Origin of the sequence: Sphingobium sp. UBA5915 (genome assembly GCF_002431195.1) — a bacterium.
In the GTDB taxonomy this organism is placed as follows: Bacteria; Pseudomonadota; Alphaproteobacteria; order Sphingomonadales; family Sphingomonadaceae; genus Sphingobium; species Sphingobium soli.
On record NZ_DJDV01000077.1, the window covers coordinates 1 to 16,703 of the forward strand.

19 protein-coding genes and 1 tRNA gene are annotated in these 16,703 nt (G+C 63.1%); 5 read left to right on the top strand and 15 right to left on the bottom strand.

Translation table 11 applies throughout. From position 1 onward, the window contains the following. The 6 genes from B2V90_RS13150 to B2V90_RS13175 all read right to left on the bottom strand — a co-directional run. Nucleotides 1-2,294, bottom strand: a 2,294-nt coding sequence (locus tag B2V90_RS13150) for a 2-oxoglutarate dehydrogenase E1 component (protein ID WP_293921636.1), incomplete at its 3' end; no start/stop codon positions are given. A gap of 91 nt (nucleotides 2,295-2,385) precedes the next feature. Beyond that, nucleotides 2,386-3,270 (bottom strand): succinate--CoA ligase subunit alpha, encoded by an 885-nt coding sequence (gene sucD, locus B2V90_RS13155; protein WP_228165773.1) that lies wholly within the window; start codon nucleotides 3,268-3,270, stop codon nucleotides 2,386-2,388. Between the two features lie 94 nt (nucleotides 3,271-3,364). Beyond that, nucleotides 3,365-4,327 carry a malate dehydrogenase gene (mdh, locus tag B2V90_RS13160; RefSeq protein WP_228220817.1) on the bottom strand — a complete coding sequence of 321 codons (963 nt, stop codon included), beginning with the start codon at nucleotides 4,325-4,327 and terminating at the stop codon, nucleotides 3,365-3,367. Between the two features lie 316 nt (nucleotides 4,328-4,643). After that, the gene (zapE, locus tag B2V90_RS13165; RefSeq protein WP_228220816.1) at nucleotides 4,644-5,756 is read right to left on the bottom strand and encodes a cell division protein ZapE; all 1,113 of its coding nucleotides are present in this window, start codon (nucleotides 5,754-5,756) and stop codon (nucleotides 4,644-4,646) included. Continuing rightward, nucleotides 5,753-6,214, bottom strand: coding sequence for a PaaI family thioesterase (locus tag B2V90_RS13170; RefSeq protein ID WP_228220815.1), 462 nt, complete (start codon nucleotides 6,212-6,214; stop codon nucleotides 5,753-5,755). The genes zapE and B2V90_RS13170 overlap by 4 nt, the downstream gene beginning before the upstream one ends. A gap of 1 nt (nucleotide 6,215) precedes the next feature. Continuing rightward, entirely contained in the window at nucleotides 6,216-7,004 is a 789-nt protein-coding gene (locus B2V90_RS13175) for a succinate dehydrogenase iron-sulfur subunit (RefSeq protein ID WP_009822296.1), read from the bottom strand. A 219-nt stretch (nucleotides 7,005-7,223) separates the two neighbouring features. Between B2V90_RS13175 and B2V90_RS13180 the strand changes: the two genes are divergently transcribed. Genes B2V90_RS13180 through B2V90_RS13190 form a run of 3 tightly spaced genes read left to right on the top strand, consistent with a single transcriptional unit; the run spans nucleotide 7,224 to nucleotide 9,834 of the window. Beyond that, a complete protein-coding gene (locus B2V90_RS13180; protein ID WP_228220890.1) occupies nucleotides 7,224-8,297 on the top strand; it encodes a glycosyl transferase in 1,074 nt (357 codons plus the stop codon). Continuing rightward, complete coding sequence (locus B2V90_RS13185) at nucleotides 8,294-9,397, top strand: CDP-alcohol phosphatidyltransferase family protein (RefSeq protein WP_228220814.1); 1,104 nt, start codon at nucleotides 8,294-8,296, stop codon at nucleotides 9,395-9,397. The genes B2V90_RS13180 and B2V90_RS13185 overlap by 4 nt, the downstream gene beginning before the upstream one ends. Further along, nucleotides 9,394-9,834, top strand: a complete 441-nt coding sequence (locus B2V90_RS13190) for an HIT family protein (RefSeq protein ID WP_228220813.1) — start codon at nucleotides 9,394-9,396, stop codon at nucleotides 9,832-9,834. Before B2V90_RS13185 ends, B2V90_RS13190 begins: the two co-directional genes overlap by 4 nt. Before the next feature lie 31 nt (nucleotides 9,835-9,865). Here the strand turns inward: B2V90_RS13190 and B2V90_RS13195 are convergent. The 5 genes from B2V90_RS13195 to B2V90_RS13215 all read right to left on the bottom strand — a co-directional run bounded on the left by B2V90_RS13195 (nucleotide 9,866) and on the right by B2V90_RS13215 (nucleotide 12,356). Continuing rightward, nucleotides 9,866-9,942, bottom strand: a tRNA-Arg gene (locus tag B2V90_RS13195). A 34-nt stretch (nucleotides 9,943-9,976) separates the two neighbouring features. After that, entirely contained in the window at nucleotides 9,977-10,447 is a 471-nt protein-coding gene (locus B2V90_RS13200) for a DUF1178 family protein (protein WP_228220812.1), read from the bottom strand. Then, nucleotides 10,444-11,274: a carbon-nitrogen hydrolase family protein gene (locus B2V90_RS13205; RefSeq protein WP_228220889.1), complete on the bottom strand. Its 831-nt coding sequence runs from the start codon at nucleotides 11,272-11,274 to the stop codon at nucleotides 10,444-10,446. Before B2V90_RS13205 ends, B2V90_RS13200 begins: the two co-directional genes overlap by 4 nt. Before the next feature lie 5 nt (nucleotides 11,275-11,279). After that, nucleotides 11,280-11,537: a glutaredoxin 3 gene (gene grxC, locus B2V90_RS13210; RefSeq protein WP_009822302.1), complete on the bottom strand. Its 258-nt coding sequence runs from the start codon at nucleotides 11,535-11,537 to the stop codon at nucleotides 11,280-11,282. Nucleotides 11,538-11,585: 48 nt separating this feature from the next. Continuing rightward, entirely contained in the window at nucleotides 11,586-12,356 is a 771-nt protein-coding gene (locus B2V90_RS13215; protein ID WP_228220811.1) for a ComF family protein, read from the bottom strand. A gap of 41 nt (nucleotides 12,357-12,397) precedes the next feature. Between B2V90_RS13215 and B2V90_RS13220 the strand changes: the two genes are divergently transcribed. Then, entirely contained in the window at nucleotides 12,398-13,249 is an 852-nt protein-coding gene (locus B2V90_RS13220; protein ID WP_037542949.1) for a class I SAM-dependent methyltransferase, read from the top strand. A gap of 3 nt (nucleotides 13,250-13,252) precedes the next feature. On the opposite strand, the gene B2V90_RS13225 is transcribed toward B2V90_RS13220, so the two are convergent. Continuing rightward, nucleotides 13,253-14,032 carry an SDR family oxidoreductase gene (locus B2V90_RS13225; RefSeq protein ID WP_037542951.1) on the bottom strand — a complete coding sequence of 260 codons (780 nt, stop codon included), beginning with the start codon at nucleotides 14,030-14,032 and terminating at the stop codon, nucleotides 13,253-13,255. A gap of 37 nt (nucleotides 14,033-14,069) precedes the next feature. Further along, the gene (locus tag B2V90_RS13230) at nucleotides 14,070-14,960 is read right to left on the bottom strand and encodes a metallophosphoesterase family protein (RefSeq protein WP_228220810.1); all 891 of its coding nucleotides are present in this window, start codon (nucleotides 14,958-14,960) and stop codon (nucleotides 14,070-14,072) included. 70 nt (nucleotides 14,961-15,030) lie between these two features. On the opposite strand from B2V90_RS13230, the gene B2V90_RS13235 reads away from it, so the two are divergent. Beyond that, on the top strand, nucleotides 15,031-15,927 hold the full coding sequence (locus B2V90_RS13235) for a diacylglycerol/lipid kinase family protein (protein WP_228220809.1): 897 nt from the start codon (nucleotides 15,031-15,033) through the stop codon (nucleotides 15,925-15,927). 71 nt (nucleotides 15,928-15,998) lie between these two features. On the opposite strand, the gene rpmE is transcribed toward B2V90_RS13235, so the two are convergent. Together rpmE and fabZ are read right to left on the bottom strand one after the other, a co-directional pair. Beyond that, on the bottom strand, nucleotides 15,999-16,223 hold the full coding sequence (gene rpmE / locus B2V90_RS13240) for a 50S ribosomal protein L31 (RefSeq protein ID WP_009822308.1): 225 nt from the start codon (nucleotides 16,221-16,223) through the stop codon (nucleotides 15,999-16,001). A 112-nt stretch (nucleotides 16,224-16,335) separates the two neighbouring features. Continuing rightward, nucleotides 16,336-16,703 (bottom strand): 3-hydroxyacyl-ACP dehydratase FabZ (gene fabZ, locus B2V90_RS13245; protein WP_293921648.1); only part of this gene is annotated, 368 nt, incomplete at its 5' end.

Here is a 16,703-nt window from a genome sequence, read left to right on the forward strand (position 1 = left end):
CGCAGCAGCGACTTGGGCGTCATGATGATCAGCGGCTTGCGGAAGCTGCGGAGCATCTGCCGGCGCAGGACGTGGAAATAATTCGCCGGGGTGGTGATGTTCGCCACCTGGATATTGCCTTCCGCGCATAGTTGCAGGAAGCGTTCCAGACGCGCCGAACTATGCTCCGGCCCCTGCCCTTCATAGCCGTGCGGTAGCAGGCAGACGAGGCCGTTGGCGCGCAGCCATTTGCTTTCCGACGACGCGATATACTGGTCGAAGATAATCTGCGCGCCGTTGGCGAAATCGCCAAACTGCGCTTCCCAGAGCACCAGGCTCTTGGGATCGGCCAGCGCGAAGCCATATTCGAAGCCCAGAACGCCATATTCGGAGAGGGGGCTGTCCAGCACCTCAAACCGGCCATGGGGGACGGTGGACAACGGAATATATTTGCTTTCGCTGTCCTGATCGACCCACACCGCATGACGCTGGCTGAAGGTGCCGCGACCCGAATCCTGGCCCGACAGGCGCACGCCATAGCCTTCCGAGAGAAGCGAGCCGAAGGCCAGCGCCTCGCCGGTCGCCCAGTCGAAATTCGCGCCCGACTTGAACATCTCCGCCTTGGCATCCAGCACGCGCTTCAGCGTCTTGTGGACATTATGCCCTTCGGGAATGGTAGTGAGCGTGCGGCCGAGGCTGTCAAACAGCTTCTGGCTGACCCCGCTTTCCACCGTCTGGCGCGCGGTTTCGGCGTCGGCTGGCTTGTGCAGGCCCGACCAGCGGCCCGCAAACCAGTCGGCGGTGTTCGCCTTGTAGCTCTTGGCCGCCTCAAACTCTTCTTCGAGATGGTTGACGAATTCGCCGGTAGCCTGCGCCACGAAATCATCATCGACCACGCCTTCGGCTTTCAGCCGCGACGAATAGACGTCGCTGACCGGCGGGTGCTGACGGATCTTCGCATACATTTGCGGCTGGGTGAACGAGGGCTCGTCGCCTTCATTATGACCGAAGCGGCGATAGCACCACATGTCGATCACGATGTCGCGATGGAAGGTCTGGCGATATTCGATCGCCAGCTTGCAGGCGAAGGTAACGGCTTCGGGATCGTCGCCATTGACGTGCAGGATCGGCGCCTGAACGCCCTTGGCCACATCGCTGGGATAGGGCGAGGACCGCGCGAATTGCGGCGAGGTGGTGAAGCCGACCTGGTTGTTGACGACGAAATGGATGCAGCCGCCGGTATTATAGCCGCGAATGCCCGAAAAACCGAGGCATTCCCAGACGATACCTTGCCCCGCGAACGCCGCGTCGCCATGGATCAGCACGGGCAGCACGGCCTCATGCTTTTCCAAATCGTCGCGGAAGGTCTGCTGCGCGCGGACCTTGCCCAGCACCACCGGATCGACAGTTTCGAGATGCGAAGGGTTGGGGACCAGCGACATATGCACCTTGATCCCGTCGAACTCGCGATCGGTCGAGGTGCCGAGGTGATATTTGACGTCGCCCGAGCCGCCGACATCTTCGGGATTGGCGGTGCCGCCCGAAAATTCGTGGAAAATGACGCGGAAGCCCTTGGCCATGACATTGGCCAGCACGTTAAGGCGGCCGCGATGCGCCATGCCGAACACGATCTCGCGCACGCCGGTGGAACCGCCATATTTGATGACCGCTTCCAGCGCGGGGATCATCGATTCCCCGCCGTCGAGGCCGAAGCGCTTGGTGCCGACATATTTGCGGCCCAGGAACTTCTCATATTGTTCGGCCTGGATGACCTTGGCCAAGATCGCCTTCTTGCCCTCGGGCGTGAAGTGGATTTCCTTGTCCTTGCCTTCCATCCGGTCCTGAAGGAAGCGGCGTTCCTCGACATCGGCGATGTGCATATATTCAAGGCCGACATTGCCGCAGTAATTCTGCCGCAGAATGGCGACGATCTCGCGCACGGTCGCATATTGCAGGCCGAGCGAGCCACCGAGGTAGATTTTCTTGTCGAGGTCGGTGAGGCCGTGATATTCCGGCGTCAGATCCGCCGGCAGGTCGCGATGAACGAGGCCCAGCGGATCGAGATTGGCAGCCAGATGACCACGCACACGATAGGTCCGGATCAGCATCATCGCACGGATGCTGTCTTCCGCGGCCGCCGTGATATCAGCGTCCGATACGGCATTGCCCTGCGCCTTGGCGGCGGCCTTGACGGCCACCTGCATCTGCGTGGGGTCCAGCGCACCGGTCAGATCGTCCGTATCCGTCAGCGGCCAATTGTCGCGTGCCCAGCTCGGCCCGCGCTCGATTTCGAAATCCTGGTTCTCGTATCCCATCGTCTATCCCATCTGCGCCGCGTGCAGTCGCGGAAGCGGGAGAATATGCGGTCGGGGTGCAGCCCGACCGCATCCATATGTAGGAGTAATCTTACCCCTTCAAGACCTCGACCAGCGTGGAGCCAAGTTCCGATGGGCTGGCCGCGACCTTGATGCCCGCCGCTTCCATCGCCGCGATTTTGCTTTCCGCGTCGCCCTTGCCGCCCGACACGATCGCGCCGGCATGGCCCATGCGGCGGCCCGGAGGCGCGGTGCGGCCCGCGATGAAGCCGGCCATCGGCTTCTTGCGGCCCTTCTTGGCCTCGTCGATCAGGAACTGGGCAGCCTGCTCTTCCGCGTCGCCGCCGATTTCGCCGATCATGATGATCGATTCGGTGGCGTCGTCGGCCAGGAACAGTTCCAGCACGTCGATGAAGTTGGTGCCGTTGACCGGGTCGCCGCCGATGCCGACGGCCGTGGTCTGGCCCAGGCCCGCGTTCGAGGTCTGGAACACGGCTTCATAGGTCAGCGTGCCCGAGCGCGACACGACGCCGACGCTGCCCTTCTTGAAGATGCTGCCGGGCATGATGCCGATCTTGCATTCGTCGGGCGTCAGGACGCCGGGGCAGTTGGGGCCGATGAGGCGCGACTTGCTACCCGACAGCGCGCGCTTGACGCGCACCATGTCCAGAACCGGGATGCCTTCGGTGATGCACACGATCAACGGGATTTCCGCGTCGATGGCCTCAAGGATCGAGTCCGCAGCGAACGGCGGCGGGACATAGATGACGGAGGCGTCCGCACCGGTCTTCGACTTGGCTTCCGCGACGGTGTCGAACATGGGCAGGCCGATATGGGTCGTGCCGCCCTTGCCCGGGGTCACGCCCGCGACCATCTGCGTGCCATAGGCCAGCGCCTGTTCGGTGTGGAAGGTCCCGGTCGCGCCGGTCATACCCTGGGTGATGACCTTGGTATTCTTGTTCACCAGAATGGACATGCGTGTCCCTTTTCGTCTGTGACGTGGCAGTTTATGAAAAGCAGCCCGCCGCCGGCTGCACACATACCGGGGCGGGCTGGAAAATTTCAGTCGATCAGGCGAGCGTGCTGTCGATGCCCTTGCACGCGGTCAGCAGGTCCTTGACCGCGTCGATCGACACCTGAAGCCCGGCCTTCGCCTGCTCGTTGAGTTCGATCTCGATCACTTCCTCGACGCCATCCTTGCCGATCTTGACCGGCACGCCGACATAGAGGCCATCGACGCCATACTGGCCGTCAAGATAAGCGGCGCAGGGCAGCACGCGCTTCTGGTCGCCAAGATAGCTTTCCGCCATGGCGATGGCCGACGCGGCAGGCGCGTAGAAGGCCGAACCGGTCTTGAGCAGACCCACGACTTCGCCGCCGCCATTGGCGGTGCGCTTGACGATGGCGTCGATACGCTCCTGGGTCGTTTTGCCCATCTTGATGAGGTCGGGAACGGGAATGCCCTTGACGGTCGAATATTCGACCACGGGGACCATCGTATCGCCATGGCCGCCCAGCACGAAGCTGGTGACGTCGCGGACCGATACGCCAAATTCCCAAGCGAGGAAGGTCGAGAAGCGCGCCGAGTCGAGCACCCCGGCCATGCCGACGACCTTGTTATGGGGCAGTCCCGAAAATTCGCGCAGCGCCCACACCATCGCGTCGAGCGGGTTGGTGATGCAGATGACGAACGCGTCGGGGGCATATTGCTTGATGCCCTCACCCACGGCCTTCATGACCTTGAGGTTGATGCCGAGCAGGTCGTCGCGGCTCATGCCCGGCTTGCGGGGCACGCCGGCGGTGACGATGATGACGTCTGCGCCTTCGATATCCTTGTAATCATTGGTGCCCGTGATGGCTGCATCGAAGCCCTGGACCGGGCCGCACTGCGACAGATCAAGCGCCTTGCCCTGGGGAATACCTTCAGCGATGTCGAAGAGGACGATGTCGCCCAGTTCCTTCTGCGCCGCCAGATGGGCGAGCGTACCGCCGATATTGCCAGCGCCGATGAGCGCTATCTTCTTACGGGCCATAAGCTGTCATCCTCCAAGTCATGATTACTGGAATTGCTGGCTCGCCTACGCCCTTCCCGCAGGGGTTTCAACCTGCGATAACCACCGATCATAAATTATCTTTGCAATTAGTTCGCAATTGCATTAGTTGGAGTCGCACAGCCTGTCGCTCGTCGGCTCCTACCCTGGCCGCGAGCCTTCCCTGCAGAGCTACCCTGCCGGGCGCCCTTCCTCCTCGGGGGCGCCCGGCCTGTTTCCGGTTATGAAGTTGCAATTTGAAGAAGAGTTCCGCCGGGCTGCGGCAGGTGGAGGTTGGGACTGCGGCGGCCCGTGCGGGTCATTTGGGACCGTGGCCCAACGCCAGATAGTCGTCCGACTGCATTTCCAGCAGCCGCGATACGGTGCGTTCGAATTCGAAAGCGCCGTCGCCTGTAGGGTATAGCCGTTCCGGTGACGCGTCCGCCGAAGCGAGCAGTTTCACCTTATATTCGTAGAGCGAGTCGATCAAAGTGACAAAGCGGGCTGCCTCATTCCGCTTTTCCGGCCCGAGCACCGGAATCCCGACGATGATCACCGTATGATATTTGCGCGCGATCGCCAGATAATCAGGCGCGCCCCGCGCTTCTGCGCATAATCGCTTGAATGAAAAGACAGCGACGCCCTTCAAGCTTTTGGGCACATGCAGGGTCCGGCCGCCCTGAACGGCGATATCCTCGGCCGGGACCTTTGCGCGATCTTCCACCGAGAAATCGGTTAGGCGGAAAAAGGCGTCGGAGAGGGCTCGGGTCGCCTCCGGCCCGTTTGGACAATGCCAAAGCTGCGCATCGCCCAGCCGGTCCCGCCGATAATCGGTCGGACCGTTCAGGCTCATCACATCCAGCTTCGCCTTGATAAGGTCGATGAAAGGAAGGAAGAGCTGACGGTTGAGGCCGTCCTTGTAAAGATCGTCTGGCACACGGTTCGACGTGGTGACGACGGTCACGCGCTTGTCGAGCAGTCCGGCGAAAAGGCGCGACATGATCGCCGCATCCGCCATGTTGTTGACGACCATTTCGTCAAAACACAGCAGCCGCGCCTCTTCCGCCAGCGAATCGACCACCGGCGGGATCGGGTCGCCCGTTTCCGACTTGCGCGCTTCGGCGAGACGGGCATGCACGTCGAGCATGAACTCGTGGAAATGGGCGCGCTTCTTGCGTTTGACCTGCACCGTGTCGAAGAACAGGTCCATCAGCATCGACTTGCCCCGTCCGACGCCGCCCCACATATAGAGGCCACGCGGCGGATCGGGCGGCTTGCGCAGCAATTTCCATAAGGTCGACCCGCGGGCCGGGGTCGCTTCCAGATCCTGTTGCATCCGCCCAAGCCGCTCCGCTGCGGCGCGTTGATCGGGATCGGGCCGGAGTTCGCCGGACTTCACCAGCGTGTCATAGCGGGCGAGAATGGTCGTCACTGCGACTTTGGCGCCTTCCGGATAGTTGCCGTAGAAGCGGCCACCGCCTCCCCATTCTGTGTCATCAGCATCCGCAGGAAGAAGAGACGCCCGGTTTCGCGCAAAATCTCGACTTCGGCGATCAGATCAGGCCCCACCTTTCCTGCGCCCAGATATTGCATGCTAAGATCAATGGTTACGCCATTGATCTGCGCCTCATGCCCCATTATCCACAGAGCGCCGAAATAGGCGTGATCGGCAAAGGCCGCGAGAAATCCGCCGTGCAGCGTATCGAGCCGGTTGCGGTGACTGGAGCGCGTTTCCAGGGCGACGCGAGCGCGCGTTGGCCCGTCCGCCCGCATATAACCCCGCCCGATCGCTTGCAAAAAGGTGTCGGGGTGCGGATCGGACCAGGCCGCCCAACCCGCCCATTTGCCTTCGCTTAGCGGTTGACCGCCGCCTACGCCGTCGCTCGTCAACTTACAGCTGCCGTTCGACCATCATCTTCTTGGTTTCGGCGATCGCCTTAGCCGGGCTGAGCCCCTTGGGGCAGACATTGGCGCAGTTCATGATGGTGTGGCAGCGATAGAGGCGGAAGGGATCTTCCAGCTCGTCCAGACGCTCGCCCGTATATTCGTCGCGGCTGTCGGCCAGCCAGCGATAGGCCTGAAGCAGGATGGCGGGGCCGAGGAACTTGTCGCTGTTCCACCAGTAGCTGGGGCAGCTGGTCGAGCAGCAGGCGCACAGGATGCACTCATAGAGGCCATCGAGCTTTTCGCGGTCGGCGGGGGACTGAAGCCGTTCCTTGCCGCTGGGCGGCGGGCTGACGGTTTGCAGCCACGGCTTGATGCTGTTGTATTGCGCGTAGAAATGCGTGAAGTCCGGCACCAGATCCTTGATGACATCCATGTGCGGCAACGGAGTGATCTGCACCTGCTTGCCCGCGCATTCATCGATCGCAGTGGTGCAGGCCAGGCCGTTCTTGCCGTTCATGTTCATCGAGCAGGAACCGCAAATACCCTCGCGGCAGGACCGGCGGAAGGTCAGCGTCGGATCATATTCATTCTTGATCTTGAGCAGCGCATCGAGAACCATCGGGCCGCACTGGTCCAGATCAACCTCGAACGTGTCGTAGCGCGGATTCTGGCCGGAGTCGGGATCGTAGCGATAGACTTTGAAGCTGCGGACATTGGTAGCGCCCTCGGGCGCCTTATGGGTCACGCCCTTGCCGTTGATCTTGCTGTTCTTGGGCAACGCAAATTCGGCCATCGCTCTTCGAGCCTCTTCGGGAATGTGTCTCGGGTCGCGGCCCGAATAGCAAAAATTCCGCAAAGGTCCAGCGTTGTGGGTCATGTTTCTCCCCAAAACCCTTGTTGCAATGGGCTCGCAAATCATGCCGGAGCGGCTTGCTTCCTTTGCCGGCCACGCTAGGGCGACCCATATGCGCACATCCGGTGCGTGCGCCCTGTCACTGAGTGGATAGCCCGTTTGCCGACCGACATCGCCTTTCTTGCGATCGCAGAAGCGCATCAGATGTATCACTGGCTGCCCGCGGCGCTTGAGTTGGCGCGGCGCCCAGACGTGCGAGTCAGCGTACTCTCGCCATCCGACCATTTGCTGGACCTGATCGGCAGCTACGACGCCGACGCGCGGCTTGCCAGAGTTCGCCTTCGCCGTCCCCCCTCGCGGCGGGATTCGCTGTTTCACCAACCTTCGCGCCTTGCGACCCTGCTGCTCAATCACCGCCGCATCCTGCGCTTCCCCGTGATCGTCACGACCGAGATCAGCAGCGCCTGGCTTCGTCATGTACCAGGTTTCGCGTCCCTTATGATCCATATGAAGCATGGCGCGGGCGATCGCGCAGGCGGTTACAGGAAGCGCCACGCCGACTTTGATCTGACGCTGGTTGGCGGCGACAAGGACAAACGCCGACTCATTGCGCGCGGCCTTGGAACGACGGACAATGTGCGCATCGGCGGCTATGCCAAGTTCGAGCTTAAGGCGCAGAGGCGGCGCTTCTTCTCTGATGACAAGCCGGTGCTGCTCTATAATCCGCATTTTGATGCGGCACTGTCGTCCTGGGTCAACCATGGTCCTGCCGTGCTGGCGGCGCTGGAATCGCTTGAGGACTGGAACGTCATCATCGCCCCCCACGCGAAACTGGCGCAGCGCGTGCCTCCGATCGTCAGCAGCGCGCCGCACATCCGCGTGGACATGGGCAGTCGCCACTCGATCGATATGAGCTACACGGTCAGCGCCGACGTCTATCTGGGTGACGTATCGAGCCAGGTCTATGAGTTTCTGATCGAGCCGCGCCCTTGCATCTTTCTCAATCTCGACCGCCGCGACGCGTCGGGCGAGGATTTTGCGCATTGGCGCCTGGGGCAGATCATCGAAACAACCGACGCCTTGCCGACCGCGCTTGCCCAGGCCGCCGGCTTGCAGCCCCGCTTCCTGGCGCTACAGGAAGCAGCCATGCGCGATTCCATCGACCTATCCCCCATCCCCGCCTCGCATCGCCAGGCTGACATCATCCTCGATTTTCTGAAGGGCGCCGCATGAGCCAGCTTCTGTCCACATCTTTGGGGCCGGTTCGGCTGATCGGCGAGAATGCGACTCCGATCTGGGGCATGCCCAACGCCGAACGCAATCGCCGCATGGCGGAAAGCGCGGCAAAGAATGGCCGCCGGTTGGCGAACGGGCACGAACTGCTCTTCAATCTGACCTACGCCTTTGATCCGCTGCTGCTGACGCTCGCGCTGGAAGCGCCCGGAACGCTGTTCACCTGGGGAGACGCGCCGATCGTAGGACAGGTGGCGCAGGGCGCCGATCCATTGCGCGCGCCCCACATCATCGACCTGTCGGACGGGCGGCGGCTCTATAATCGCCAGTTGCGCAAGCTGGAGCAGCCGATGGTGCGTGAACTGACGCCAGCCAGTCGGCGCGAGATCGAGCGCCGCAGCTATTTCGGCGCATATAAGGGCGTGACCGACCTCCTCACCAAATATCTTTGGCCCGAACTAGCGCTGGTGCTGACCCGGAGCGCCGCGCAATTGCGCATGACGCCTAACATGGTGTCGGTGATCGGCGTCAGCCTCTGTCTGTTGGCGACCTTTCTCTTTGCAAAAGGTCTCTACTGGACCGGGTTTCTTTCCGGCTTCATCTTCATGGTGCTGGACACGGTCGACGGCAAACTCGCCCGATGCACCATAACCTCGTCCAAATGGGGCAATGTGATCGACCATGGCGTCGACCTCGTCCACCCGCCCTTCTGGTGGTATTTCTGGGGCACCGGCCTCGCCTATTGGGGGCTGCAACTGCCAGGCACGACCTTCGCCTTCGTCATGACAGCGGTCGTTGCCGGCTATGTGCTGCAACGGCTGATAGAAGGCATGTTCCTCAAGGACTTCAAGATGGACATCCATGTCTGGCGCCGGTTCGACAGCCAATTCCGCCTGATCACGGCCCGACGCAATCCCAATATGGTGATCCTGTTCGTGGCCCTGCTGTTCGGGCGGCCGGACATCGGGCTTGTCGCGCTGGCGTGGTGGACGATCATATCGCTGATCGTTCATGCTGTGCGACTGGCGCAGGCCTATGGCCAGGCGCGGTCGGGGCGACCGATCGTCAGCTGGATGGACGAAGCGGAGGGACAGGCATGAACGCGACGATCGAAAAATTCGGCTATCCCGCCACGCTGGTGGCGCAGTTCGATCATTGGCTGGTTTTGCTGCGGCCGAGCCAGCCCACGCTGGGATCACTGGTGCTTGCCGCGCGAAGCGACGCCACGGCATTCGGCGACCTGCCCGCGGCAGCGCATGCCGAGCTCAAGACCGTCACCGCCACGATCGAGACCGCGCTGGCCAAGGCGGTGGGCTATGACAAGATCAACTATCTGATGCTGATGATGGTAGACCCCCACGTCCATTTCCACGTCATCCCCCGCTACGAAGGCAGCCGCACGGCCGCAGGCCTGACGATCGCCGACGCGGGATGGCCGGGCCAGCCTGACCTGGGCTCTGCGATCAAGCTGGACAGCGACATGAACAGCTTGCGCGATATGGTCAAAAGTCATTTCGATAGCGAAATGAGCAGCTGACCGGCTACATATTGCTACGATTGTCTGGAAATGGTGCACCCAACTGGATTCGAACCAGTGGCCCCCAGATTAGGAATCTGATGCTCTATCCTGCTGAGCTATGGGTGCCCGGTGCCGGCTCTATTGCGCGGGAAGGCTGCGGTCAATTCTTCGCGTGCGGCGGAACGACGGGAAGTGGCAGGGGCGCGACCTCAACGCCTTCGGCGATCAGAGCCTTGGCTTCGGCGGGCGCGACTTCGCCATGGATGCTGGCACGATCCTGTTCGCCATAATGCATGGCGCGCGCCTGGTCGGCAAAGTCCCGGCCGACCCAAGTGGAATCAGCGAGCAATTTCTGCTGCGCCTGCGCGACGGCCTCGACCAGCGCCTGCATCTTGGCCATATCCGCGCCGCTCGCTGCTGGTGCCGCCACATCCTGCTTTGTGGGCGCGGTGCGCTGATTCCCTTTTGCAGCGATCGCTGGCGCCATCACGGCTTTCATTACCGACGTGTCGCCGCAGACCGGACAGGCGATCAGGCCGCGCGCCTGCTGCGCCTCATAATCACCGCTGGAACCGAACCAGGCTTCGAACACATGGCCCTGATTACTGCATTTAAGGTCGAACACGATCACGAAATTGCCACGTCCTGAGAGATAGGCTGCCGATTGGCGAGCGCGGGCACCCGCGCCCGCACATCCTCTATGCGCGACAAATCGATATCCGCAAGCCCCAGACCCACCGCTTCGCCCATGTCCAGCAGCACGTCGCCCCACGGATCGACCACCAGGCTGTGGCCATAGGTGGTGCGTCCATCCGCATGCGCGCCCCCCTGCGCCGCCGCGATGACGACGCATCCCGCCTCGATCGCGCGGGCGCGCAGCAGCACATGCCAATGCGCCTGCCCCGTAGGCACGGTAAAGGCGGCGGGCGCCAGCAGGATCGTCGCGCCGGCATCGGTCAGCGCGCGATAGAGATCGGGAAACCGCATGTCGTAGCAAACGGAGAGACCCATCAGTCCCCAAGGCGTCCTCACCGCAGCGGCCTGCTCGCCCGGCCCATAAACAGAGGATTCCCGCCAGCTTTCCCCGCTGGCCAAATCTACGTCGAACAGATGCATCTTGTCATAGCGAGCGCGGATGTCGCCATTGGCGTCGATCATCAGGCTGCGGTTGACCCAACGGCCATCCGATCGTTCATCCTTGAACGGCAGCGAACCGAGATGAACCCATAGCCCTTCGCGCGCAGCCGCGTCGCGGACGGCGGCCAGCACGCCATCGTCCGCCTCGCTGCGCAGCGTTCCTGCCGCGCGCACGCGATCACGGTCGAGATAGCCGGCCATTTCGGGGGTAAAGAGCATGTCCGCCCCCTCTCGCTTGGCGCGGCCCGCCATCTCGACGATCGCGGCAGCATTGGCGGCGGGATCGATCCCGCTCGTCATCTGGAAAAGGGCAGCGCGCAAACTGCTCACTGACCCAGCATCGCGTCCAGCTTGCCGGCGCGGTTCAACGCAGCAAGATCATCGCTGCCGCCGATATGCTGACCGTCGATGAAGATTTGCGGCACCGTCGTCTGCCCCGGCGCGCGTTTCAGCATTTCGTCGCGCGTTGGGCCGCCCATGCTGATGTCATATTCGTCGAACGCCACGCCCTTGTCGCCCAGCAACGCCTTGGCCCGCGCGCAGTAGCCGCACCAGGCCTTGGTATAGATTTCCACTTTCGCCATGACAAATATTGCTCCTTTGCCATCAACATGGGGGGAGGCGCGCCATTGTCAATCAGGTCCGCGCGACAGGGTGGCGTCGCGATCGGGCAGCGCCCGCGCCCAGCAGAGCAGCCGGACATTGGTGGCGCCGCCACGCTTCAACATGCGCGCGCAGGCCGCCGCGGTTGCGCCGCTGGTGTGGACGTCATCGATCAGCAGCACGCGCCGCCCGGCAAAGCCATGGCCAGGCGCCAGCGCGAAGGCGCCGCGCACTGCCCTGGCCCGCTGCGCCGGGTTCATGCCGCGCAAGGGCTGGGTTCGCCGGACGCGGCGCAGCCCGTGCCGGTCGACCGGCCAGCCCGTCAGCCTGCCCAGATGGTCCGCGATCAGCGCCGACTGATTGAACCCGCGATGCCACAGGCGCCAGCGATGCAGCGGCACCGGGACGATCAGGGGCGGATCGCCCTCCCCCGCTGGTCCCGCATGGCGCAGCATCTGTCGCGCGATGAGGCGGGCAAGACCGGTGCGCCGCCCATATTTGAGCCGCAGCGCCACCGTCCGCGCGACATCGCCATAGGCCAACACCGCTCGCGCGCTGTCCCAGGCCGGCGGATCGGCCAGGCACGCGCCACATGCGGCATCCTGACCCATGTCGTGCGGGAAAGATATGCCGCAGCGGGCGCAGCAAGGATCGCCCAGGAATTCCATGCCGCCCCAGCAGTCGAGGCAAAATGCATGATCCTCCCCCACGATGCCACCGCAACCGGGACAGCGTGGCGGTAGCGCATAATCAAGCGCAGGGCGCAGCGCAGACTTGAGAAGCGGGGCAAGAGCCATCATCTGCCTTGTTCCCGCTTCACCGTCTCTGCACAAGGCCCGCCATGGACTCTCGCCCCGACATTTTCGATTCAGCCCTGCGCGCTCGTCGGCGCGACCGGATGCTGCCCACTTATGCGGACCATGATTTCCTGCACCAGGCCATGCTGGACGAATTGCTGGACCGGCTGGGCGATGTGCAGCGCGACCTGCCCGAAGCGCTGGTGATCGGTTGCCCCGACGGCCGCGCGCGCGCCGCGCTGGAGGCTATGGGCAAACGCGTTGCTTGCGTTGATCCATCCTTCCTTGCAGCTCGCGCCATGAACGGCGTGCAGGCGGACGAGGATGCCCTGCCCTTCGCCGACGATAGTTTCGACCTGGTGCTGGCGTGCGGCACGCTGGACAGCGTCAATGATCTGCCTGGCGCGCTGATCCTGATGCGACGGGTGCTGCGGCCCGATGGGCTGATGCTGGCGGCCTTTGCCGGCGCGGGCAGCCTGCCGCGCCTGAAAGCCGCTCTGCTTGCCGCCGAGGGGGATCGAGCGGGCCAGCATATCCATCCGCAGGTGGACGTGCGCGCGGCGGGCGATCTGCTCAGCCGCGCCGGCTTCGCCATGCCGGTGGCCGATGGCGAGACGCTGACGATCCGCTATGGCGACATCGTGCGGCTGATGCACGACCTGCGCGGCATGGGGGCGGCCAATGTCCTGGCTCACCGCCCGCCCGCGCTTACCCGCGAGGTGCTGATGCGGGCGGCAGCGCATTTCGCCGAGGGGGCCGATCCGGATGGCCGTGTCGCCGAACAGATAGCGCTCATCTACCTGTCCGGCTGGAAGCCCGACGCCAGCCAGGCGAAGCCGGCCCGCCGCGGCAGCGCGACGGTGTCGCTGGCGCAGGCGCTCAAGAGGCCGGGCTGATAATCAGCCGGGCGATGCGGCGGACCCGGCCAACAGCCCGCCGTCAATGTCGATTTCGGTGCCCGTGATGTAGGTTGCCTCATCAGAGGCCAGCAGCACCGCGACCGCGGCTACTTCGTCGACCCGGCCGAACCGTTTGAGCGGCGTATCGGCGACCAGCGCCGCCATCCGCGCCTGTCGGTCCGGGCCATCGCCCACCATTGCGTCCCAGATCGGCGTCATTATCGCGGCGGGATGAACGGAATTGCAGCGTATCTTCCACCCCTGCTGTGCGCAGTAGAGCGCCACGGTCTTGCTATGGTTGCGGATCGCCGCCTTTGATGACGCATAAGCGGCTGCGCCCGGAATGCCGACCAGCCCGGACCGGGACGACATGTTGATGATAGCCCCCTCGCCTTTGCGCTTCATTGCGCGAATGGCGTAGCGGCAGCCCAGGAAAGTGCCGTCGAGGTTCACACGGTGCACCGCATGCCATTCGGCCAGGCTGGCATGTTCAGGATCATGCCGTGTCCCGGCTTCTTCCAGACCTGTGATGCCGGCATTGTTGACCAACACGTCGATTTCCGGGCGCACATCAAGGAGCCGGTCCCAGTCGGCTTCTGCCGCTACATCCAGTCGCTCGAAGCGACAGCCGATCGCATCCGCGCTGGCGCAGCCGATCTGTTCATCTATGTCGGTCAGCAGCACGTCAGCGCCTTCGCGATGAAAGGCCTCTACTATTGCGCGCCCGATACCGCGCGCACCGCCTGTTACCACACATGTCTTTCCCGCTAGCCGCGCCATCTCGCCTCCGATTTTCCGAATGCAGCGAGAAGAGCCGTCAGTTTGCAGCCGACGTCAAGCCCGCAGGGCCGGTCATGGCCCCCACCCGAACCGGCTCCACCACCTCTTTCGCGGTCCATTCCTCGCCTTCTCGCACATATTCCACATGGCTGGCGCGGCGGAAGCCGGCACCGTCCCAGACGATGACCTGCAAGTCCATCTCATTGTTGCGGCGGACGTGCAGCCAGTTGAAGCTTTGCGGCTCGTCATTGCGCAGGCGGGTGGAGGTGGCGGTGCCTGCCTGGATGACTAGCGCGCCGCCACTGTGGGCGACCATCTTGTCCGCAGCTTCCGCATAGGTGCGGTGGAAATGGCCGGCGAGCGCGACATGGACGCCAGCCTCACATGCGGCCTGCACGGCATCGTCATGCCGCCCGACAGCCTCGCTCAACTCGCCGCCCTTGCCGATCGGCATGGAAAAGAGCGGATGATGCGTGACCAGGATGCGGGTCTTGTCGCGCGGGACGTGCGCGAAGCGATGCCGAAGCATGTCCATCTGGTCATGGTTAATCCGCCCATCCTTTATCGTCAGCGACCGGGCGGTGTTGATCCCCAAAATCGCCACTTCATCATCTTCGTAAAAAGGACACAGATCGTGGCTGATATACCGACGATAACGGCGCAGGGGGGTAAAAAAGCGGCGCAACACGTCATAAAGCGGCACATCATGATTGCCGGGTATGACAAGTGTTTTCAGCCCCGCAGCCCGCAGTTTGCCCAGCCATGCCGCAGCCTGGCGGAACTGACCAACGCGTGCGCGCTGCGTGAAATCGCCGCTGATAACCACCAGGTCGGGGCGACGTTCCTCCAGCCAGGCGGTGGCGGCGTCGACGATCCTGGGGTCGTTCGCGCCGAAATGAATATCGGACAGATGAGCGATGCGAGCCATGGCTAGGTAACGAATCGCGCGCAAAGGGTTTCCAGCCGGAGCCGAATCGGCTGGACGGAGTTATTGCGGCATGGAAACGACGGACTTGCCCAAGGACGCAATATTGGTCGTCAACGCCCATAGCCGGCGCGGCCAGGACAGTTTCGATCAGGCACGGGACAGGCTGGAAGAAGCGGGCATCCGATTGCTTGAAGCCCATGCGGTGAAAGACCCCAAGCAAATGGCGACAATGGTGCGCCAGGCCATAGCTACTGGTGCGCCGATGGTGATCGTAGGCGGCGGCGACGGATCGATGTCCGGGACCGTCGATGAATTTGTCGGCAAAAATTGCGTGTTTGGCGTGCTGCCTCTCGGCACCGCCAACAGCTTTGCCCGAACGCTGGGCTTACCGCTTGATCTGGACGGCGCAGTGCGGGCCATTGCCAACGGGCGGCGGCGGCGTGTCGATCTGGGCATGGTGGAGGGCGATTATTTCGTCAACGCCGCCTCCCTTGGCCTGTCGCCCATGATTGGCCGCACGGTGCCGCATAAGCTCAAACGCTATCTAGGCCGGATCGGCTATCTGGCCTGGGCCGCAAAATGCTCGGTCGGCTTTCGCGCCTTCCGCTTGACGATCGACGATGGGACGCAGCAGCATCGCATGTGGTCGACCGAAGTGCGCGTGCTGAACGGCCCCTATCATGGCGGCGTCGAACTGTCCGATCATGCCGACGTCGATACCGGTGAAATCGTCATCCAGGCCGTGGTCGGCCGCAGCAAGCCGCGCCTGGCCTGGGACTGGTATGCCAAATTCTTCAAGTTGCGCGACCGCGACGCGCACACCCGCGAATTTCACGGCAAGTCGTTTCGCATCGACACGAAGCCGCGCCAGCGCATCTCGATCGACGGTGAAGTGTTGGCGCGCACGCCTGCTACAGTGAAGATCGCGCCCGGTGCGATCGACGTCGCGGTCGCGCGGGACGCGTGACTTCCACCGCCCACAAATAAAAAAGGGCGCCGTCGCGGCGCCCTTTTTCCTGTTCGTGCCGTGTTGGCCGATTACTTCTTCAGCGTCAGACCACCGAAACGCTTGTTGAAGCGCGCCACCTGGCCGCCGGTGTCCAGCTGGCGGTTGCCGCCCGTCCAGGCCGGGTGCGACTTGGGGTCGATGTCGAGCGCCAGCGTGTCGCCTTCCTTGCCCCAAGTGGAGCGGGTCTGGAAGGTGGTGCCGTCGGTCATCTGGACGGTGATCATGTGGTAATCGGGGTGGGTATCGGCCTTCATGGCAATATGCTCCTTTGATGGCCGGTTTCCGACCGGCCGGATGCGAAAATAAGCGAAGGCGCGCCGTTAGCGGTTTCGGCGCGCCAAAGCAAGCATGGTGATGGACGCGCGATCAGTCCTGCGGCGGATCGGTGATCATCGCGACGAAATTGGCTTCGGACGCCAGCTTGCCGTCGATCGTCGCCTTGCCGCTGAACTTACAGATCGCGCCCCTATTCTGCGTCACTTCGACATGCAGGTCGAGCAGGCAGCCCGGTTCAACCGGCGATCGGAATTTTGCGCCGTCGATGCTCATGAAATAGACGAGCTTGCCCGAGTCGGCGAGGTCCATCGATTCCACAGCCAACACCCCGGCGGCCTGCGCCATCGCTTCGACGATCAGCACGCCCGGCATCACCGGTTTCCCCGGGAAATGCCCCTGGAAGAACGGCTCGTTGATGGTGACGTTCTTGAGCGCCTTGATGCACGCTCTTCCGATCT